The organism is Devosia sp. SD17-2, assembly GCF_029201565.1.
Classification (GTDB): domain Bacteria; phylum Pseudomonadota; class Alphaproteobacteria; order Rhizobiales; family Devosiaceae; genus Devosia.
Genome location: NZ_CP104002.1, coordinates 2,814,355 through 2,833,885, shown reverse-complemented (window position 1 = coordinate 2,833,885; position 19,531 = coordinate 2,814,355). Strand labels below are relative to the sequence as shown.

Annotated in this window: 27 protein-coding genes; 19 read left to right on the top strand and 8 right to left on the bottom strand. The window is 61.5% G+C overall.

Translation table 11 applies throughout. The features are described from left to right. Positions 1 to 43 precede the first annotated feature (43 nt). Together NYQ88_RS14000 and NYQ88_RS13995 are read right to left on the bottom strand one after the other, a co-directional pair. A complete protein-coding gene (locus NYQ88_RS14000; protein WP_275651739.1) occupies positions 44 to 871 on the bottom strand; it encodes an ABC transporter ATP-binding protein in 828 nt (275 codons plus the stop codon). 2 nt (positions 872 to 873) lie between these two features. Beyond that, complete coding sequence (locus tag NYQ88_RS13995; protein ID WP_275651738.1) at positions 874 to 1,752, bottom strand: ABC transporter permease; 879 nt, start codon at positions 1,750 to 1,752, stop codon at positions 874 to 876. Between the two features lie 199 nt (positions 1,753 to 1,951). On the opposite strand from NYQ88_RS13995, the gene NYQ88_RS13990 reads away from it, so the two are divergent. Next, entirely contained in the window at positions 1,952 to 3,001 is a 1,050-nt protein-coding gene (locus tag NYQ88_RS13990) for a LysR family transcriptional regulator (protein WP_275651737.1), read from the top strand. 55 nt (positions 3,002 to 3,056) lie between these two features. On the opposite strand, the gene NYQ88_RS13985 is transcribed toward NYQ88_RS13990, so the two are convergent. Next, the gene (locus tag NYQ88_RS13985; RefSeq protein WP_275651736.1) at positions 3,057 to 3,527 is read right to left on the bottom strand and encodes a DUF1772 domain-containing protein; all 471 of its coding nucleotides are present in this window, start codon (positions 3,525 to 3,527) and stop codon (positions 3,057 to 3,059) included. Positions 3,528 to 3,610: 83 nt separating this feature from the next. Between NYQ88_RS13985 and NYQ88_RS13980 the strand changes: the two genes are divergently transcribed. Next, positions 3,611 to 4,297, top strand: a complete 687-nt coding sequence (locus NYQ88_RS13980) for a TetR/AcrR family transcriptional regulator (protein ID WP_275651735.1) — start codon at positions 3,611 to 3,613, stop codon at positions 4,295 to 4,297. 24 nt (positions 4,298 to 4,321) lie between these two features. On the opposite strand, the gene NYQ88_RS13975 is transcribed toward NYQ88_RS13980, so the two are convergent. The 4 genes from NYQ88_RS13975 to NYQ88_RS13960 form a co-directional block, all read right to left on the bottom strand. Continuing rightward, positions 4,322 to 4,909 (bottom strand): hypothetical protein, encoded by a 588-nt coding sequence (locus NYQ88_RS13975; RefSeq protein ID WP_275654923.1) that lies wholly within the window; start codon positions 4,907 to 4,909, stop codon positions 4,322 to 4,324. Beyond that, positions 4,906 to 5,328: a hypothetical protein gene (locus NYQ88_RS13970; protein WP_275654991.1), complete on the bottom strand. Its 423-nt coding sequence runs from the start codon at positions 5,326 to 5,328 to the stop codon at positions 4,906 to 4,908. Before NYQ88_RS13970 ends, NYQ88_RS13975 begins: the two co-directional genes overlap by 4 nt. Continuing rightward, positions 5,325 to 6,539 carry a YeeE/YedE family protein gene (locus NYQ88_RS13965; RefSeq protein ID WP_275651734.1) on the bottom strand — a complete coding sequence of 405 codons (1,215 nt, stop codon included), beginning with the start codon at positions 6,537 to 6,539 and terminating at the stop codon, positions 5,325 to 5,327. The genes NYQ88_RS13970 and NYQ88_RS13965 overlap by 4 nt, the downstream gene beginning before the upstream one ends. A gap of 82 nt (positions 6,540 to 6,621) precedes the next feature. Continuing rightward, entirely contained in the window at positions 6,622 to 7,527 is a 906-nt protein-coding gene (locus NYQ88_RS13960; protein WP_275651733.1) for a sulfurtransferase, read from the bottom strand. Positions 7,528 to 7,994: 467 nt separating this feature from the next. Between NYQ88_RS13960 and NYQ88_RS13955 the strand changes: the two genes are divergently transcribed. From NYQ88_RS13955 to NYQ88_RS13875, 17 genes are all read left to right on the top strand, one after another. Next, complete coding sequence (locus tag NYQ88_RS13955; protein ID WP_275651732.1) at positions 7,995 to 9,194, top strand: DUF4214 domain-containing protein; 1,200 nt, start codon at positions 7,995 to 7,997, stop codon at positions 9,192 to 9,194. 261 nt (positions 9,195 to 9,455) lie between these two features. Beyond that, positions 9,456 to 10,739, top strand: coding sequence for a site-specific integrase (locus tag NYQ88_RS13950; protein WP_275651731.1), 1,284 nt, complete (start codon positions 9,456 to 9,458; stop codon positions 10,737 to 10,739). Positions 10,740 to 10,896: 157 nt separating this feature from the next. Then, a complete protein-coding gene (locus NYQ88_RS13945; RefSeq protein ID WP_275651730.1) occupies positions 10,897 to 11,100 on the top strand; it encodes a DNA-binding protein in 204 nt (67 codons plus the stop codon). Between the two features lie 145 nt (positions 11,101 to 11,245). Beyond that, positions 11,246 to 11,413, top strand: coding sequence for a hypothetical protein (locus tag NYQ88_RS13940; RefSeq protein ID WP_275651729.1), 168 nt, complete (start codon positions 11,246 to 11,248; stop codon positions 11,411 to 11,413). After that, the gene (locus NYQ88_RS13935; protein WP_275651728.1) at positions 11,410 to 12,144 is read left to right on the top strand and encodes a hypothetical protein; all 735 of its coding nucleotides are present in this window, start codon (positions 11,410 to 11,412) and stop codon (positions 12,142 to 12,144) included. Before NYQ88_RS13940 ends, NYQ88_RS13935 begins: the two co-directional genes overlap by 4 nt. Beyond that, positions 12,141 to 12,533 (top strand): DUF6074 family protein, encoded by a 393-nt coding sequence (locus NYQ88_RS13930; RefSeq protein WP_275651727.1) that lies wholly within the window; start codon positions 12,141 to 12,143, stop codon positions 12,531 to 12,533. The genes NYQ88_RS13935 and NYQ88_RS13930 overlap by 4 nt, the downstream gene beginning before the upstream one ends. Before the next feature lie 44 nt (positions 12,534 to 12,577). Next, positions 12,578 to 12,847, top strand: a complete 270-nt coding sequence (locus tag NYQ88_RS13925) for a hypothetical protein (protein WP_275651726.1) — start codon at positions 12,578 to 12,580, stop codon at positions 12,845 to 12,847. A 120-nt stretch (positions 12,848 to 12,967) separates the two neighbouring features. Beyond that, positions 12,968 to 13,204 (top strand): hypothetical protein, encoded by a 237-nt coding sequence (locus tag NYQ88_RS13920; RefSeq protein ID WP_275651725.1) that lies wholly within the window; start codon positions 12,968 to 12,970, stop codon positions 13,202 to 13,204. 73 nt (positions 13,205 to 13,277) lie between these two features. Then, the gene (locus NYQ88_RS13915; protein ID WP_275651724.1) at positions 13,278 to 13,550 is read left to right on the top strand and encodes a hypothetical protein; all 273 of its coding nucleotides are present in this window, start codon (positions 13,278 to 13,280) and stop codon (positions 13,548 to 13,550) included. Between the two features lie 3 nt (positions 13,551 to 13,553). Further along, positions 13,554 to 14,192 carry a hypothetical protein gene (locus NYQ88_RS13910; RefSeq protein ID WP_275651723.1) on the top strand — a complete coding sequence of 213 codons (639 nt, stop codon included), beginning with the start codon at positions 13,554 to 13,556 and terminating at the stop codon, positions 14,190 to 14,192. A gap of 7 nt (positions 14,193 to 14,199) precedes the next feature. Further along, positions 14,200 to 14,634 carry a DUF5681 domain-containing protein gene (locus NYQ88_RS13905; RefSeq protein ID WP_275651722.1) on the top strand — a complete coding sequence of 145 codons (435 nt, stop codon included), beginning with the start codon at positions 14,200 to 14,202 and terminating at the stop codon, positions 14,632 to 14,634. Then, positions 14,631 to 14,909, top strand: a complete 279-nt coding sequence (locus NYQ88_RS13900) for a hypothetical protein (protein WP_275651721.1) — start codon at positions 14,631 to 14,633, stop codon at positions 14,907 to 14,909. Before NYQ88_RS13905 ends, NYQ88_RS13900 begins: the two co-directional genes overlap by 4 nt. Before the next feature lie 460 nt (positions 14,910 to 15,369). Continuing rightward, positions 15,370 to 17,403, top strand: a complete 2,034-nt coding sequence (locus NYQ88_RS13895; protein WP_275651720.1) for a tape measure protein — start codon at positions 15,370 to 15,372, stop codon at positions 17,401 to 17,403. Further along, positions 17,400 to 18,131, top strand: coding sequence for a hypothetical protein (locus NYQ88_RS13890; protein ID WP_275651719.1), 732 nt, complete (start codon positions 17,400 to 17,402; stop codon positions 18,129 to 18,131). Before NYQ88_RS13895 ends, NYQ88_RS13890 begins: the two co-directional genes overlap by 4 nt. Then, the gene (locus tag NYQ88_RS13885; protein ID WP_275651718.1) at positions 18,131 to 18,385 is read left to right on the top strand and encodes a hypothetical protein; all 255 of its coding nucleotides are present in this window, start codon (positions 18,131 to 18,133) and stop codon (positions 18,383 to 18,385) included. The genes NYQ88_RS13890 and NYQ88_RS13885 overlap by 1 nt, the downstream gene beginning before the upstream one ends. Positions 18,386 to 18,399: 14 nt before the next feature. Then, positions 18,400 to 18,786, top strand: coding sequence for a hypothetical protein (locus NYQ88_RS13880; RefSeq protein WP_275651717.1), 387 nt, complete (start codon positions 18,400 to 18,402; stop codon positions 18,784 to 18,786). Positions 18,787 to 18,826: 40 nt separating this feature from the next. After that, positions 18,827 to 19,213, top strand: coding sequence for a hypothetical protein (locus NYQ88_RS13875; RefSeq protein WP_275651716.1), 387 nt, complete (start codon positions 18,827 to 18,829; stop codon positions 19,211 to 19,213). A 7-nt stretch (positions 19,214 to 19,220) separates the two neighbouring features. On the opposite strand, the gene NYQ88_RS13870 is transcribed toward NYQ88_RS13875, so the two are convergent. Further along, the gene (locus tag NYQ88_RS13870; protein ID WP_275651715.1) at positions 19,221 to 19,496 is read right to left on the bottom strand and encodes a hypothetical protein; all 276 of its coding nucleotides are present in this window, start codon (positions 19,494 to 19,496) and stop codon (positions 19,221 to 19,223) included. Between the last annotated feature and the right edge of the window lie 35 nt (positions 19,497 to 19,531).

The following is a 19,531-nucleotide window of genomic DNA, read 5'->3' as shown; positions in this document are numbered from 1 at the left end:
CGAAATAGAAGTGACATATGACCTGTGCGGCGTTGGCTGGGGATCAGGAAGCAAGGCTCGTGGCGCCGAATGCGCCCGCCAGTTCCTCGAGCTCGGCACCGTCACGAACCATGTCGTGGATGCGTCCCCAGAGATGCTCGCGCATCTGCTTGAACTCCGGCAGGGTGCGCGGATCATGCTGCCAGCGCGGCTCGGGAAAACTGACCTCGACGATGTCATCGACTCGTCCCGGGCGCGGCCGCAGAAGCACTACGCGTTGCGACAGCAGCACCGCCTCATCGATGTCGTGCGTGACAAACACGATGGCGATTCCGCGCCGCGACCACAGTTGCAGCAGCTCCTTGCGCAGCACTTCGCGCGTCATCGCGTCGAGTGCGGCGAACGGCTCATCCATCAGCAGAACCTTGGGCTCCACCGCCAGGGCACGGGCAAGCCCGACGCGCTGCTGCATGCCGCCCGACAGCTCGTGCGGAAAGGCCTCGGCAAAATCGCGAAGGCCAACCGCACCGAGCAGGGCCCGGGCGCGAGCCGGGCGTTCACTTCCCGACAGGCCCTTGAGCTGGAGGACGAACTCGATGTTTCCGGCAACAGTCAGCCACGGCAAAAGTCTTGCCGACTGGAAAACCATGGCGAGATCCGGGCCCGGTTCGGGGGCAACACCTAGCACGCGGATCTCGCCTTCGTCGGCCGGGATAAGTCCGTTGATAAGCCGTAGCAAGGTTGTTTTGCCGCAACCGCTGGGACCGACCAGGCTGACGAATTCTCCAGGGTTCACGTCAAAGGAAATATCCTCGAGCGCGCGCACCTGGCCGTCCTTGAATGACTTTCCGACATTGCGGAGCGAAATGATGGGCTTGATGCTCTGGTCCATGATCATCGTCCATTCGCCAGGCTAACGCGCCAGCGAGCGAGGCGGCGCTCTGCAAAGCGCAACAGGGCGGTAATCCCGGTGCCGAGGGCCATCAGCACGATCACCACAGCGAAATAGCGATCCATCTGGAAGCGGTTGCCGGCAGCTGCCAAAAGGCCACCAAGGCCCGATTGCGCCATGGTCAGTTCCGCAATCACAGTGCCGACGGTGCAGATGGCTGCCCCGATGCGCAGGCCGCTGAGGATCGAGGGCAGGGCGTCCGGCACCATGACCTTCCAGAACAGCGTCGCACGCTTGGCACCGAAGGCCCGCGCCATTTCGACGAGGTCTTTATTGGCATTGGCAATGCCGGCGGTGGTGTTGATCAGGATCGGGAAGAATGCCGCGTTCCACACGACCACGACCTTGGCTTCGGTATAGAGGCCGAACCAGACGATGATCAGCGGGATAAAGGCGGCGCCGGGCGTCGAATTCATCGCATTGACGAATGGATCGAGGACCCGACCGAGAATGCGAAACCCGCCCAGCAGCACACCAAGCACGATCCCGGTGCTGGCAGACAGCAGGAAACCGAGCACGATCACCGTCAGCGATTGCCCGAGGCCTCTCAGCATCGTGCCATCCGACCACATGATGATGCTTTCTTCGGCCACGTCGGTGGGGCTGGGCATCAAGAGATTGCCGCCGACCGCGTTGAGCGCATACATGCCCGCAAGCAGGCCCAGTCCGATGAGGATCTGTGCTGCGAAGATGCCGCCGCTTTCGAGGCTACGCTGCCGTCTGGCCCTGATGACCTGAGCCGGGAGCGCAGGGGTGGTCTTGACTGGCCGGCTGCTCCGGGCCTCGCTGATCAGCGGTGTTTCCGCCCGCTCAAGTGACATGAAAAATCTCTTTGTAATATGATGAGACATTCGCCTACGGGTGTCGGGCGCACAAGCAGTGCGGCGCCTATCGGTGCGATAGGAAAAACCAACGGCGTCAGTAAGGTATTGAAAATAAAGCGAGTGGACTTCCGCTTTCGAGGTTTTGCGCTAGAACAGGGGACGGGAGGTGCCCATTTGGCGCCGGGAGAGTTTGGGCATGGCGCGAGACAATAAGGGGACGGATCTGGGCGACACACGGGCTGTGGGACGGCTCCAGCTGAAGGCCAGCGACCTCACCCTGCATCAGTTGCGAATCTTCTGGGCCGTGGCCCATTCGGAGACTCTGACCCGCGCCGCCAAGCAACTTGGCCTTGCCCAACCCTCGCTGTCCCAACAGCTCGGCAAGCTCGAGGCCAATGTCGGCACGCTGCTGTTTCACCGGCGCTCCAACGAAATGGAGCTGACCGAGGCCGGTCACTTCCTGCTGCCCAAGGTCGAACAGGTGCTCCGCAACATCGCCGATGTCGAAGATGGCCTCGCCCAGTTCAGCGGCGGCGACCGGCTGACCCTGCGCATCGCCGGGATCAATTCGGTGCTGCGGGTCCTGATGCCCGAGGCGATAACGCTGATGCAGGAGCGCTATCCGGGCGTAGATTTTGACCTGCAGGAAAGCGCACCCGCTGAAATTCTCGACATGCTCTATGGCCGGAGGGTCAATCTCGGTCTTCTGGCAACCAATTCAGTGGCCCAATCCAGCGTCGGCTTTGTCCAGATCCCGCTGGTCGAAGACCCCTATGTCCTGGCGGTGCCCGAAGACCTGATCCTCGACGGCGTGGTTGATCCGGAAAAAGAGCTGCCGCCCGAGCAGCTGGCGGTGCTCAATCGCTCGATCCAGTTCATCTTCGCCAGCCAGCAGGCCCAGCGCGTGGGCGAGTGGTATGACAGCATGCTGCCCCAGAACCGGATCATTGCCAAATGCCGCAGCTACGACACGGCCATCGGACTTGTCCGGGCAGGGGCCGGCGTCTGCCTCGCGCCGGGTCTGACGACGCTCCAGCAGCATGACCGCGCCGAGAACCTGCGGCTCTATCGCGTGTATGCACCCGCCCGCAAAATCGCGGCCCTCATTCCCTCGCAATACCGGCACGCCGAGCCCTACAAGGGCCTTATCGAGATCCTCCAGACCATTTCCCGCCGCCACACCATCCCCGGACTTCTGGAAACCCCGCCCTTCCTCGCCAAGGAAGGCCCGGGCGCCAGTCTCTAGACGCTAAGACGGCGCCGCTCGGCCCGTTGCCAGCGCCCCGAACAGCCATGCCCGGCTAAGCGCCGCGATCTGCGAACACTGCAAGGATCAGCAGCAGCTCAGCCATCAGCATGGCAGCGAGACGGGCAATGTGCCAGTTCCACCAGCTGTCCCGCAGCACGCCCCAATTGTCCGGCATGGCCGCCGCGCTCCACCCCATGACCTGATCATTGATCGGCTGGTTGAGAAAGCGCGTGATAATGCCGCCGACGGCGATAGCCAGCGCTGCCGCCACGTACAGTGACAAGACAGCGGGCCGTTGGCGCGATACTGCGGCGAGCACGAGAACGATCGCCAGCGACGCAGCGGCCATTGCCGGCAACAACAGGTTCAGCCCGCGGACCGCGCCCTGATGCACTTCGACAAAGGTTTGAGCCGAGTAGGACGTGACGTCATACCCGCGCCAGATCCCGAACATGCTTCCGGCAACCAGCCCGACAAGCAGCAAGGCGAGGATCTGGGACGAGGTGAGGAAGGCATTGGTCATGATGTACTCCACGCATGGGCCTTGCGGCTCACGATTGCACGGGTAAACTAATGGCGCATTCAGTACAGCAATGATGTATCCAATTGTCTGAGCCTGTCAAGCCAAAGCGCAAATATGCTTCCACCCGCCGCGCCGGGCAGGCGGCGGAAACCCGTGAAGCGGTGATAGCGGCCGCCCGCGCCATGTTCATCAGCGCGGGGTGGCAGGGCACCACCATTGCAGGCGTCGCCCGCGCCGCTGGTGTTTCTGCCGAGACGATTTACGCGGTCTTCGGCAACAAGCAGGCCCTGCTGCGCGCCGTTTTGGAGCGCGCGGTGCGCCGCACGGCGCCCGAAGTGCCATTGCTCGACCAGCAGGGACCCCAGGCCGTCGCCGCAGCGACCGACCAGCGGACCCAGATTGCGCTGTTCTGTCAGGGTATAACCGAAGTCTTGGGCAGTGTTGCCGAACTGATGGCCGTCGTCCGGATGGCTGCGACAAGCGACGCCGACCTCGCCGTCATGTACCGCGACCTGCATGCGGGCCGCCGCCGCAATCTCGCCTTCGTCGCCAGATCCCTCGGCGAGCACGGCCCCTTGCGAAATGGCATGGATGCGGACGCGGCCACGACGCTGATGTGGCGCCTGGCCAGCCCCGAGCTGTTCCTGCTGATGACCCAGGTCGAGGCGGTCACCCCCAGTGCTTATGCCGAATGGCTGGAACAGGCGCTCATCGACGCGCTCCTGCCGCCCGGCACATCCACGCGCACCGAAACGCTTGGGAACAACTAAGCTATCGACGTGCCAGCCTGATGCTTACGCGCCGGCAATCTGCAGTTCGGAGGTCACTTCAAGGCTGCGGTCTTCGCGGGCCGGGACACCAGTCGCCGATACATGCGCATCGAGCACCCGGTCGCGTTCCCGGATGAGTTCCGCAATTTCGGCTTCATGGGCGACGATCACCGCCGTCAGCCAGCGATTGACCAGATAGTTTGGCCGCGGCATCTGCACGTCGAACCGTTCAAGGGCCGCGATTGTCGTGTCGGCCGCCGCCCATTCGTCGCCCACCACCCATTGGTTGACGGTAAAAATCCGCAACAGGCGTCCCATGGCGTCGACGCCGACCGCGGCGAGATGGTGGATGGGGCCGGTAGGCCCCTCTGGCCGCAGGAAGCAGTGAAAATGGCCGTGTTCGACACTGCCCTCTTCTGCGGGGTGGCAATGATAATACCACTGCGCATTGCTGGCCGGATCGAACACGTCCTCGGGCGGATAGTGTGCCCAGGCATCGATGGTCTCTGCGCCCCGCAGGGTCTCGCTGAGGACGCTTAGCCCGTCCTTGGCGAGCACTGCCTCGCAAAATGCCATTTCCGCCCGTGCACGCTCTGCCGCCTGTGTCATCAGGGCGCGACCACCAGATCGGGCGCTTCCTGCCCAGCCGGCTTTACCGCTGGCGGCGGCGGCGGTGGCTGCAGTGCCGGAGCTTCTGCGGCGGGAGCCGGACGCTGTGCCGGCGGTGGTGGTGGAGCGGCCCGCTGCGCCGGGGGCGGCGGCGGAGCTGCGAGGGCCGGAGCGCCCGCTGCACATGGGGCAGCGGCTGGCGGTGGGGGCGGAGCGGCGCGAACCGGTGCACCGGCCGCGCATGGGGATGCGCCTGCCGAACACGGCGACGCACCGGCAGAGCAGGGCGAGCCGCCGCCGGCAGCGGCCTGGGCCTGCGCGACGGGGCGCGGCGGGATCGGATTGGCGACGGTGTCATAGACAACGGCGGCAGTGGTGACGAGCAGAGCAGCGCCGAAAAGAAGAGTGTTGCGCTGGCTCATTTCTTGGCAAATCCATCAAGACCGAAAACGGGACGCAGGGCGACGCCGCCGAACGAACCGACGAAGGCGGCAGCAAACCACAGCCACCCATGCAGGCTCCCCGTAGCGATGCCCGAGAACAGCGCGCCGATATTGCAGCCGAACGACAGGCGGGCGCCATAGCCCATCAGGAGGCCACCGACCACGGCGGCGAGCAGCGAGCCAAGCGGCAGCTTGGCTTTCGGGGCGAATTTGCCGGCAATAGCCGCAGCCAGCGCCGCACCAAGAACCAGACCAAAATCCATCACCGACACCGTGTCGACCAGCACGCTCGAATTGAGCGCCTGCGCCTGGGCCGGCCAGGTCCAGAATTCCCAGCTGGCGACATCGACGCCGACAGCCTGGGCAATCTTGGCGCCCCAGAGGCCAAAGCCATAGGTGATCGACCACGGATGGCCGGCCAGCAGCAGCGTGGCGACATTGAGCAGCGCCAGCATCAGACCGGCGCCGACCAGCGGCCAGGGGCCGCGGAGGATCCAGGTCCAGCCTGGACGCGCTGGAGCAGGCTCGGCCTCGATATTGCCGTGCACACGCTTTTCAATCAGCGCGGTGATCAGCGCCACGAGCGCCAGACCCGCAATGGTGACGGCAATGGCAAAACCGACGCCGAGTTCAGCACCAATGCTCACCGTGCCGATATTGGGCTGCTCGAGCCAGAACGGCAGATGCGCCGTGCCAACCAGCGCACCGATAATGAAGAACACCAGCGTCACCAGCATGCGGGCTGAGCCGCCGCCAACGGTGAACAGCGTGCCCGAGCCACAACCGCCGCCCAGTTGCATGCCGAGCCCGAAGATCGCCGCGCCCAGCAGCACCGAGACACCGACAGGGCCTGCGGCCGCGACCATCGACTGGCCACCGATATTGCCAGCCGCCACCAGCGGGATCATGGCAAGGGCTGCGACGCCGATGGTCAGCATCTGTGCCCGCATGCCACGGCCGCGCTTCTCGACCACCATGCGCTTCCAGCCGCCGGTAAAGCCGAACGAGCCGTGATAGAGCGTCGCGCCCATGGCGCCACCAATCAGGAACAGCCCGCCCTGACGCAGGTCGACCAGCCAGGTGATAGCGAAAAAGCCCAGCAGCAGGAAGGCGGCAGTGACGATGAGCGGAAGCCGGTCAGGAATGGCCGGCGGTAAAAATTTGGGAGCAGCGGCAGATATATCGGTCATATGGATCTAGGCTCAATGAAAACCCCGGCTGTCGCGAGTTAACGCGAAAGCCGGGATCATGACAAATGCTTGTGGCTGATAATTACTGGATCGGGCGGGACGGATCGGCGGCCCATTCGGCCATCGAGCCATCGTACATGGCAGTCTTCTCGTTGCCGCCGACTTCATGCAGGGCAAACCAGATGATCGATGCCCAGTGGCCGGTGTTGCAGAAAACGATGTTTTCTTCATCGGCGGCAAGGCCAAGCGCCTGGGTCAGGGTCGCAACGGTTTCCGGCAGCGCAAAGCTGGCGTATTCGGCGCTGTAAACGGTGGAGTGGGGCAGGTTGACGGCGCCCGGAATGGTGCCTTCGATGCGCACGATCGGGCTCTTGGACTGGCCGAGGAACTGCGCTTCGGGGCGACCGTCGACGAGCTTGACGCCGGAGGCCAGCGCGGCTTCCACATCCGCCGTAGTGGCGCGCAGCTCGGGACGCAGCGTCACCGGGAATTCAGCCGCAGCCACGGCTGCCCGTTCGGCAACGCGCTCGCCGCCCTGGGCGTCATACTGGCGCCAGCCCCCGTCGAGAATGGAAACGGCGTCATGGCCGAGATATTTGAAAGTCCAGTAGACGCGGGTCGCGCCACCAAACTCCGAGGAGTCCGTGCCCCATGGCACGATCACCACGTGGTCGTCGCCGTCAACGCCGAGGCTGCCGATCAGCTCGGCAATCTGCTCGGGCGCCGGGATCTGGGCCGGAACGCCCTGAACCTCGACGCGCCAGCCGGCAGATGCATAGGGAGCCACGGCAGCATTGGCGATATAGGGAAGGTCGCCGAGATCGGTGCCTTCGATATTGTCACGGATATCGATGATCTTGAGGTTTTCGTTACCGGCCTGCGCCTTCAGCCACTCGGCGGTAACGAGGGGCGTGGCGTCCTGCGCAACGGCAAGGACGGGGGCTGCGACAACCATGACGGCAGCGGCGAAGATCGGTGCGAAACGCATTGAAAACTCCTGACGAAGGTTGCCTGATACTAGATCGCTTCAGTCGAGCTTTCGCCGCATGGCGCCCCAATCTTGCCCAGATTCTTGGAAAACCCCGCTCTTGAGCCCGGCTGAAATAGAATGAACTTGCTCAAACCGGGCGCGAGCGCGGTAAGGGGAGCAATCCGTTCCGCGATGGGGTGGTGAAACAGGCCGTGGTGAGAGCGACCCCAAGGTCGCGTAACGGTGCCGATCAAGGAACGGCAATCGTCCAGGCGGCCAAGGACAGGAACGCAGGCGGCAATCTGCTTTCCAGATGGATCTTCGAAATCTAAGGCGGAAATCCCTTGGCCTGTCGGACCTTTTGGTCGAAAATTCATTAAAGTCAATAATTACATTACAGGGATTGCGGGCGCTATTCTGCAAGGATTGTCAGAGGTAACTGAAGGCAGGAGAGTTCCTGTTGGATTTGTATGGGAGGGGTCAGCTTGATTGCGTATTTTGTTTCGTCCGCAGGCGAGTTGGGTACGGTAAATCTGAACACGGGCGTTGTTGATGTCATATCAAGGACCCGAAATACCTACACCGATATTGCTGTCGATCCTTCCGGCGCAATTTACGGATCAACGTTCAGTGGCCTTTACAGGCTGACGCTCAGCGAAAATTCTGTTGCCGAAAATCTGGTGCTGGGCTTCTCGGCGTCAAACATTAACGCGCTTGAGTTTTCAGGCGATGGACGGTTGTTTGCGGCCGGTGGCAGTAATCTCTATCAGATCGATATCGCCAGCCAGTCCACCAGTGTGGTTGGTCGGTTTTCCTCGACCTCTGCCGGTGACATCTATGTCTTTCGAGACGATGTCATTGTCTCGGCGAACAACGGCGATCTTGTAACGCTGAACTTGCATGGTGGGGGGCAGTCAACAACGTTCGATGGTACCCCGAATAGCCTTTTTGGCCTGGCAAAGACGGCGACCGACCTGTTCGGTTTCTACAATCGCTCAGTGGTCGAGTTTGATATTTCCAGCCAGTCTTTCAAGCCGCTGGCCTTGAGCGGCGACAAGCTCTCCGGCACATTCTGGGGCGCTTCCTCGCAGGATCAGTTCCTTGATCCCTCATCCGATTTCACTGGTGTCGTCAACACTATGGCTGGATCGGCCGATGGCCTCGATACGGTCGAGCGTGGCTATAGAAAGTTCGATCTTGTCGATCTGTCCTTTTATGGCGACTCCATCACCCTGCAGTTCGGCAACGTCGAGTGTCTCACGCTGACCGATATTGAGCGTGTCCGGCTGCTCGACGGAACACTGGCCTTCGATATCGACGGAAATGCCGGTCAGGCATACCGGCTCTATCAGGCAGCCTTTGACCGGGCGCCGGATGTCAGCGGCCTGGGCTACTGGATTGTAGAAAAGGACGGTGGGTCGACGCTTCAGGAGATCGCCCGCAATTTCATTGGCTCGTCCGAATTCCGCTCCCTTTATGGCGCCACTGCATCAGACAGGGAATTCACCGACTTGCTTTATGCGAACGTGCTCAATCGCGATGCGGATGCCGAAGGCTATGTCTACTGGGTAGGACAGCTCAGCGAAGGGCTCTCAAGAGCCGACATGTTGATCGGGTTCTCCGAAAGCGGGGAGAACAAGGCCAATGTGGCCGATGAAGTGAGCAACGGGATCTGGTTTGTCTGACCTACGCCAGCATCAGGTCTGGCGACGTGCACTAAAGGAGAGAGTTGGCGATCCCGACAGGATTCGAACCTGTGACCAACAGCTTAGAAGGCTGCTGTCTCCATGTAACTCGGCATAACACATCATAACAATGAATGCTTGTCGAGAGGCTATAAAAACTAAGCCTGTTCTCTTTATGTTTGCCATCGATATTAATCGTTAATATCACTCTCTATCGGTGCGGTGGGTTACCCTGCCGTTACCCCAGATGGAGAAGTGCGAATGGCGAAGCCGCTCACAGTTCGAGGCATAGAGGCCCTCAAACCCCAAGACAAACGGTTAGAGTTGCCAGACGGAAGTGCGCCCGGCCTTTACCTGGTGGTGCAACCGTCGGGCGTGATGTCGTGGAGCTTTCGTTATCGCTCACCGATCACCGGCAAGCCAAAGAAGTTCACGATCGGCACCTATCCGACATTCTCACTGGCCACAGCCCGCGAGACAGCCAATGATTTGCGCCAAGACATTCGGCGCGGCACTGACCCTGCCGAGGATCGCCGCGCTGCGAAGGCGCGTGCTGCAGACGTGACCCGCGATGTAGACGCGCTGCTCACCAGGTTCATCAAACATCATGTCGGTGCCAAGAAGGCCTCGACCAGTCGACTGATGAAACAGCAGATCGAAACCGAACTCCGTCCTGCATGGGGAAAGCGCAGGATCGAGACCATCACGCGCGCCGACGTCAAGGCGCTGGTCAACGGCATTCTCGACCGCGGCGCCCCGGTGCAGGCGAACCGGGTGTTCTCGCTGGCGCGTCTGTTTCTGCGCTGGTGCGTAGATGAGGCCGAGGTGATCGAGCAGAGCCCAGCAATAGGCATGCGAAAGCCTGCCGACGAAGGGACACGCGATCGGGTGCTAAGCAATGATGAATTGCGATGGTTCTGGCGAGCGACGGGCAGGGCGGGGCGGTTCGGTGTGTGCGCCCGGCTGCTTCTGCTCACTGGGCAGCGACGCATGGAGGTGGGTGGCATGGAATGGCCAGAGCTCGCCCTGGACGCCTCGACACCGCTTTGGACGATCCCGCCTGCCAGGGTGAAGAACGGCAGCGAGCATGCCGTACCCTTGTCGCAGGCTGCCGTTGGCGAGCTTGCCTCCCTTTCCCCGGTCAATGCCAGTCGGTTTGTATTTACGACCGATGGTGAGGTGCCCAGCGCCGGGTGGAGCAAATCAAAGGCGGTTCTCGATGCGCTGATGTTGGAGGAGGCCCGGAGCGAGGCGGAGAGCGAAGGGAAGAAGCCGATCGAGGCGTTGACGCCATGGACTTTGCACGACCTGCGCCGGACCTGCGCAACGGGCTTGGCGAGCCTTCGGCAATCGCCGCACGTGATCGAGGCGGTATTGAACCATCGCACCGGAATCGTTCGGGGCGTTGCCCGAACGTACAATCGGTTTGAATATCTCGACGAGAAGCAACATGCCTTGACTGCCTGGGCGAGTTATGTATTGGCAGCTGCTGATCGATCTTCGCCTCACGTTGTTTCGCTGGCGGACCATAGAAGGTCGATCTGATCGTCTTTGGCTCTGGTGATTTTTAAGCGACTTGTAACTTAGAGGTGAAATATCTCTATATAACAACGTCTTACTAGGGCTAACATTTTCGCCTTGCCCATTTCGGCAAATCGACCAATGCTCTTTCTATTCCCAAGAAAAGGAGGTCGATCTAACCATGATGGTCATGGAAACTCAGGCGAGTCGTTACCTTACTGCGCATCAGGTCCGTGCCCGATTTGGCGGCATTTCTGACATGACTTTGTGGCGGTGGCTGCAGGACCCGAAGCTCAGCTTTCCGAAGCCGATGGTCGTCAACAGGCGCCGGCTCTTCCTCGAGCGAGAGATAGTCGCCTGGGAGGCCGAAAGGGCAGCAGCATGAAAATGGAAATCAACGGAACGGCATCGGGGAGCATGATTGGCGTCCTGTCCCCGATGCCTGCACACCGAATCCGGAAAAGGAAAGCGATATGCGAAGCTCATATAAAGCCCGTCGGGGGCCGATAGCAAATAGACCAGTGCATCGCGTGGCCGAAACCGTATCGGTCGGCACGCGCACACTCGGCAGCATCAATGAGACCACCAAGGGCTTTGAGATGTTCGGCGCCGATGGCGTCTATCTCGCCACCGAGACCACACTGCCGGCGGCGCGCCGGTTCCTCTACAGCCGCAGCATGGAGGCCCAGGCCTCATGAGGGAGCAGCTGCAAAGGCGCTACGACCAGCGGCGGGAAGGGATCACCACTGGTCGCGTAATGTACGGCAGCGTGATCATCCAAGACGTACACCGGTTCGAAAGCCAGTGGCAGTTCTCGTTACCGCTCCTGCGGCTCCGAGAGATCGAATGGGTGATAACCTCTCGGCATGGAAAGCTGATCCCAGACCCATACGACACCGACGATGTCGACATGTGCCTCGCTTACGCCAGAGCGGTGGAGGCATCGAAAACACCACAGGATCTGGTGCACTGGTCGCGGCGCTGGATGCCGTGGGCACCAGCCGCCGAAATTGACCGGATCGTGTTGCAGGAGGGATGGCGCCAAAAGCCAGCGGGCGCCGACCATGTGGCCACCATGATCTACGTGTCAGCCGCCGAGCGTCAAGCGCTCGGGCTGCGCACGATCGGTGCATATGACGTGACCAAAGAACAGCGTTTGGCCACAGCCGCGGATGCCAAACGAGAGAGGGATAAACAACGGCAGGCGGAGAGGCGTCGCGCCGAAGGGCGCGTCGACCGGCAAACATACCTGGAGAGCTCACTGTCAGCCCAGAAGCCGTGGGAGACGCTGGAGATGAGCCGGGCCAAATATTACCGACTAAAGGGCCGTGAGACAGGTGTGTCGCCGGTCACTGTAATTAATACGAATAGCGACGGACTTGTCTCACAGGTCGGAACATTCGAGGAACCAGCGAGGAAAGTGGCATGAAACCAGAACAACTCGATCTCTTTCCAGGAAGCGCTCCGGCGATCAGCGTTGCCAAGAAGGCACCCGAACAGGTGCTGCCCAAGGTCGTGGCCCTCAAGCGGACCGATGATAAATCTGTCAACGGTCCAATGGCGAAAGACTGCTCAACCGTGCCTTTCCCGGCCAATCGTCTGGTGGCGCATGTGCGCCGCGTAGCGCGCGCCATGGATGCCCGAGATGATCGCCTGGCGACCAAGTATCTCCGCACCGAACGCAACCGGCTGATCGGCAGGCTGCAGGCTCAGGGCTTCCCATTGAGCGTGGCAACCGCGGAAGGTGACCACTTTGCTGATGCTGTTGCACACCAGCGCAGCAAGCCTCGGCTCGACAGACAGGGGGATGCTGCATGATGGTGGCCGATTCCGAAATAACGGCGCGAAAACGGTGATGCCGCATGATTGCAGACATTCTCCGCCCAGGTGAATTTGTTGGGATCAAGCAAGCCGTGGCGCTGATCGACAGAGAGGAGCGAACGCTAAGGCGCTGGTTCCGGGATGATCCGCGCATTGGACGGCAGGCGATCGGCGGCGGCCGCATCGAATTGAGCCTGCCCGCCACGCTGATGTATCGGGTAGGTGACAGCCAGGCGCTCGACCTCTATGCGGCAGGTGAGCGCGACCACGATCTGGTGCGGCCATTTATCGAGGCCGTGCTGGCAGCCTAAAGGGGGGGCTGATTTATCCGCCCTCCCATCATGTCCATCCGTGGCCACTTATGACCACCTATGGCAACTGCTCTTGCGACTGGTGCCGTGGTCTTCTCTCCATAAACGGAGATGATCACCATGGCACACCAGACGCGCAGCCTACCCCTTCGCGGCGGTAATGTTCGCGAGGGCTTTGTCCAAGCCCTGATCACCGAAAGCAATCGCTCCGGCCAATCCATGAGCGAAGTCGTGTTTCGCGCAGCCGCAGAACGGCTTGCCCAGCGCGGCATCAGCTTCGATGGCCTCTTCGAACCAGGCGACATTCAAATCAGCAACGACAACCACGCCGCCGGCTCCGCCCGGCAGGCGGGCTAGTCGCCGATAAACACACTTAACGAAAAGCACGAGAGACCAGATGCGAACCTTTGTGACAACCAGCCCTACCAGAATGCTTGCCAGTCACGTGCACAATGAAGCGTCTAACGATGCCGCCTTTGCCCAGCTCGCGAGCCAGGTCGATGACTTGGCGGATCGCGTCAAGGAAGTGCTCAAGCCGGGCATCATCGACAAGATGGTTGCCGATGCGATCAAGCCATTCGAAGGCAGCATTCGCGCGAAGGCTGAGGCGATCCGAAACGCTGCGGTGCCTCGCCATATCCGCGAAGTGCGCGAGTCCATGGCACGCACCCGTGGCAGTTACCAGCTACCGGCGGCGGATTGATCCATGAACACCATTTCAGAGATGACAGCGGACCAGATCCGCACCCGGCTCGCCACCATCAAGCGCGAGCAGGCAGCCCATGATGCCCGCGACTTCGATGGCGAACTGGCTGCGGTGATGCGGGCGCATGGCGATGTGGATGCCATCGAGGCTTCGCATCTCGAAGCCCAGCGCGTAGCGCGTCGGCTCCGGGTCGAGCGCACTGCCCTTGAAACTGAGCTTCCAGAAGTCATTAAGCGAGAAGCCACGCTGGCGACCGATGCCCTCGCGAAGCAACATGCCGACCTGGCAGAGAAGGCCAGCGCCGCGGTGGCGCAGTTGGTGGACGGCTGGACAGGCTTTCTTGCTGGCGTCTCCTCCTTGCAAGAGGTCCAGGGCAGTGCAGCTGCTTTGACCAACGAGGCGGCAAGGCTGGTGCGAGAGGCGGGGGCCGTCATGCCGGCGGGGATGGGCTATTTCAACAGTGCACCGGTAATGGACGTTCTCAAGAACTTCTATGAGCGGCAGCACGATCTCGCGCGGGTGATGAACACGGCAGAACAGGCCGTCGATAGCGGCGTGGGCGACTACTCCTCCCGGTTTGCCAAGACGGTGTTGCCCGCAGAAGCCAACGACAATCAGCGAATGCTGGCGCGCGGATAAATCAGCAATGTCGAAGTCAGCAACCGCAGGCAGGACAGAGAAAGGCCAGTTCGGACCTGGCAATCCGGGCCGCCCTCGCGGTGCCAGGCACAAGACGACGCTCGCGATCGAAGCCCTGCTCGATGGTGATGCCGAGGCGATTACCAAGAAGGCCATAGCGCTGGCCAAGAAGGGTGATTCCACCGCCTTGCGCCTTTGCATCGAACGGATCATTCCCGCCCGCCGTGGCCGTCCTATGTCGCTCCCTGACATGCCCAAGCTGACGTCGGTTGGCGATGTGCCAGGCGTGGTGGCCTTCATCATGCAGTCCGTAGCCGAAGGGGACATCACAGCAGACGAAGCCGGCGACCTGACGGCGATCGTGGATCGCTATGTCAAAGCCGTGGAGGCCACCGAACACGAAGCCCGCCTGAAGGCTCTCGAGGAAAGGCTAGCCAGATGAGCATTAGCACCCGTCTATCCCGCCTTGAACAGACGCGAGCGCGAGCAGCGTCGACACCGGCGGAGCAGAAAGCGTTCTGGGATGAACACCTTACCCTTTTATCAGATGCCCAGCTGGACCGCTTCGAAGAGATATTCCTCAAGTATGCCGCGGATGACCCAGCAACTGATGACCGGCGCCTGCCGGAAATCATCGTCGATATCGCTGACGATGAGCGGGCGGACATGATGGCGATATGGGTGACCATGGGCCTCAACCCGGATGAATGGTCATGACACCTTTGCAGATCAGCATGCGGGAAGTCGGGCTCTCCCTGTGGCGTGCGAAATTCGCCCGGGCAGTCGACGGCCTTTCACTCGACCAAATGGGGCGACTGCAAGCCATCCTCGACATAGGGCGGTGCCCGGCATGAGCAGCTTTAGCACTCGCCTGACACGCGTCGAGCAAACCCGCCGGGCTGTGGATTCGTCCTTCCCTGCAGCCGGGGGTGCTCGGGAGATGCTGGCCACCCTTGTCAGCCATGGGGGTGGCCAGCGCTCCGGGGAATCCCTCGCTGAGGCGACGGCACGAATCCTTGGGATTAGCACAGCCGATCTGATGACCACCCTGAGGGAGCGAGCCAATGCCTGACTTTGCGAGAACCGTGATTAACGAAAACGTCTTGCTGCCCGATGGCAAGGCGGGCGGGGCTGCCGACAGTCCCCGCCTTTCTTCTTTCTGGTGGAGGACCGCCCTATGACGACTCGCACAATCGCGATCAAGGTTGATCCTACCCAGGCGCAGGCCGGCGCCCGTGTGGTCAAGCGCGATCTCAACGAAATGGCCGATCTCGCCAAAAAGGCAGAGCAGAGCACGGGCCGCTTGGGCTCTGCGGCAAACGACAATTTCGTCAAGGCGGCGCGCGGAGCTGGCGTTGCTACGAGGGCGCTGAACCTTATGAAGGTGGCGGCCTTGGGTGTGGCGGCGGCGCTGAGCGTCGGTGCTCTCAAGGCGTACGCTGATCAGTGGTCAGACCTACAGAGCAAGGTCGGCGCGGCGGTGAAGGACATGGATGCGGCACCAGCGCTGATGCAGCGCATGACCGACATCGCGAATGCTTCATATTCTCCGCTCTCTCAAACCGTCGATGCGTACTCTAGAAACGTAGGCGTTCTTCGGGATTTGGGCATCAGCGCCCAAGGCGCGGCGGATTTTACAGAAGCCCTCAACCACAGCCTGGTCATCACGGCAACGCGCGGTGAGCAGGCAGCATCGGTCCAAAATGCCTTGGCGAAAGCGATGGCGACCGGGAAGCTGTCTGGCGAGGGCCTTGAGTCCGTCCTGACAAACGGCGGTCGAGTGGCCGAGGCATTGGCCCAGCAGCTCGGCGTTGCACAAGGACAACTTCGTGGCCTGGCCAGCGAAGGTCGGATCACCGCAGACGTGATCGCGAAAGCGCTCATCGGCAACCTCGAGGCCTTGCGGGATGAGGCCGGGAACATGTCTGCGACACTGGCGGACGCCGGGGTGATCTGGAACAATGTGTTTACCGAATGGGTTGGGCGCATCGACCAAGCCTGGGGCGTAACCAGCACCTTGGCCGAAAAGGCAATCGAGCTGGCCATGGCCTTCCGTGAGACGGCCGATGTGGTCATCCGCGTGGGCAACATCATCGGCTCTCTTCTGGGCCCCGCCTTCGAGGTGCTGGGCAGCAATATCGAAATGATCGGCCAGGTGGCGACCGTGGCGGGGGCAGCTCTGCTAGGCTATTTCGCCGGGCCGACGCTGATCGCTGGGATCGGAGCCGCGACCACAGCTATTGTGACAGGCCTCGTCCCAGCGCTAGGCGCGGTCGTGGGCGGCATCAAAGCGATTGGACTGGCAATGATGGCCAATCCTCTCGGTTTGCTCATCGGCGGCCTCGCCTTGGCCGTCACCGCAGCCTTCACCTTCCGAGACGAAATCAAGCAGTCGATCGGCGTTGATGTGGTCGAGGTGTTCCGCACTGGGGCCAACTGGATCATTGGCGCCATGGTCGGCGCGGTGAAGGCCGTATCGGCTGCCTGGGGCATCTTTCCGCAGTTCATGGCGGCGCTGGGCAAAGAAGCGTGGAACTCATTTTTGTCCGGCTTCGAAGGGGCAGCCGTCAAGTGGACCAATCCACTTACCGGCGAAGTGTTCGACCTGATTAAGCTCGACCTGACCAATTTCAAGCATGACGTCGAGGTCAGCTCGAAGGACATTGCAGCCACTCTGGGCGGGGCCGTGACAGGCGCCTTTAAGGATAGTCAGGTCGATTACCTCGGCGGCATGTTCGACGGCGTTTCCGACGCTCTTGGCAAAATGTGGGGCAGTGCTGAAGGAGCCGCAGGCGGGATTGCGGGCCTGGCCGGCGAACTCGGTGCCGGTATCGGCACCGGCGGTGCTGGCAGCGGTTTGGCCGGCGCTGCGGGTGAGGCCAATACGGCGCTTAATGACCTCATCTCCACGGCTGACAAGCTCGCAGAATCGATGTTCCCCGGCGAGTACGCGCGGCGGGAGGCGGAAGCCCTTGCAGCGGCGTTCGCCCGATACGGGGACGCCTTGGACGATTTCCAGCGCCAGGCGGTGCAAGACGAGATTGCCGACCTCTTCAAGGCCTCCGAGATGGGCGTCCGGCGCCTTGAGGACCAGACCAAGGAGTCGGCTCGAAACATGGCCACAGAGCTGCAGAAGACCGTTGGGGCGTCCCTTGAGGATTGCTTTGACGGAGCGATTGAAGACATCAGCGCATTCGGAGAAGTCCAATGACAGCATACATCGGGCTCTGCCTCGAGGACCGGATCGAGATCCTCACCGACACCGCACAGTATGACCAGAAGGGCGTCGTTCGCGGCTTCCAGCGCAAGGTCCACGCGCTGCCTCGGCACAACGTCGCGATTGTCACCCGTGGCGGCGTCGGCATGGGCGAGAAGGTCAAGGAGATGGTCGAATCCTGCCTCGATCAGTTCCACGATTTCGACAAGGCCAGCACCGTGATCGGGATGGTTCTGCGGAACCTGGAGAGGGAAGGCACTTTCGACACCTTTGCCTCGAAATTTGAAGTGATGATCGCCGGCTTCTCGGAGACGAAAGGCCCCATCATCCACTTCGGCTCCACCATGCCGCTGGCGGGAATGGAGGCATTCGAGCTCCACGCGACGGACGTGGGCGTATCGTGCGGCGCCTTGTTTTACGAGCGTGTCCGGCAGCAGATCGTCGAGCGCGGCGGCGTCCGCGCTATGGGGCCGACCTTAATGGAAGGCCTCCGCCACAAGAGCGGAGACACGGAGTTTTCCGTGGTCGGCGGCGCTGTTGAACACACCGTCCTGCGGCCTGGCCATATCGTCACCGAGCAAATCCACAACTGGAATGACCGGATCGGCCAGAAGCTGAACCTGCAGGCTCCGGCCAACATCAGCTCGATCGCTGGCCGTCCAATGTCACGTCAACAGCGCCGGGCCGCCGAGTCCCAGGCCAAGAAGAGGAAGGCAAGCTGATGTCTGAAGCGAACATGAAATGTAACGAGTGCGATTCCCGGCGCTTCTATTTCAGGGACGCGGTTCCGAGCCGCGACAGCATCGTCTATTGCCAAGGGTGCGATGTGGCCGTCGCTGCCTGGCACGATGCCGAGCAGATGGCGAAGGACTATGAGGCCGAGACCGGCTTGGTGGTTCACTGGGATATCCACCAGAAGGCGCCTGACTTCTCCCCTCGATCCGGGCTGCCCATTCCTCCCCAACTGATCAGCTAAGCGAGGTTAACCCAATGACCGCAGCAGCAGCCAACAATGTGACCGTCCTTCAGCCGCGTGGGCGCATCGGCGCCCCACTTTACCGCGATCAATGGAGCAACGCGAAGTGCGTGCGTATCGCCAGTATGGCAGCTGCCGGATACACTGCGAAGAGCATCGCCTCCAGCATGTCAGACGGCACCACAGCAAATGACGTGACAGCCATGCTGTCGGACTGGGGACTGAAGCAAAAGGGTAGCCGCCACTCGTATGTGGCGGTGCCGGTGGAACTGACCGGCATGCATCGCACCCGGCTTGCCGATGAAGCCCAGCGCAGAGGGCTGGAAATGCCTGAGCTCATTGCCAAGATGACAGCGACGATCTGTCGGGATGAGCTGTTCGATGCCGTGCTGGACGGCTAGGACCGGCCAGCACTCTGCCCAACATTACCCGGAGGCTAAGTTGACCGATATCGCCGCGCCCAATGTCTCTCCCCGCAATGGCAAGCCCGGCACCCCGCCATATGCGGACGTATGGCCCAACAGAAAGGTCGCGAGGGTCGCTGCACTGGCCGCCAAGGGCTATTCCGCCCCCGCAATCGCGGCGGAGATCAGCGACGGCAGCACCCCGAGCCAGATCGCGCATATGATTTGGGTATGGGGCATTCAAGCCGGTAGCAGCGATACGCGCCGGTCCTATGCCGATGTGCCGGTGCCGTTGGCAGCAAAGCACAGGACGGCACTAGCGGCCGAAGCAAAGCGCCGCGGCATGGATTTGTCAGAACTGCTGCAGAAGGTGGCCGTGACGCTGTGCCGGGACGATCTGTTCGGCGCGGTTCTGGATGGGTGAGAAGGGCTCAGTCTCCGACTACTAAGATCTCTCCGGCTCTGACTTCAGCTGTCACATCCATCTCCAGCCCGAGCAGGTCTTCCATCCCAGCGATCTTTGCCAGCGTTTGCTGAGGAACCTCCAATTTGTATGTTGGGGCGGTCCAGCTAAGCCCTCCGAGCATGTGCACACCCCGCTCAACTTTAGTGCCCCTGTATTTGCCAGGGGGCAAATCACCCGGTGCCGGCGAAGTGTGCGCTGGCACCTCGAAAGTGACCATCGTTTTCCGGATCTTGTCTGCCATGATGGCTGGGTTCTCCTCGGTTAGGACGGCTTGTT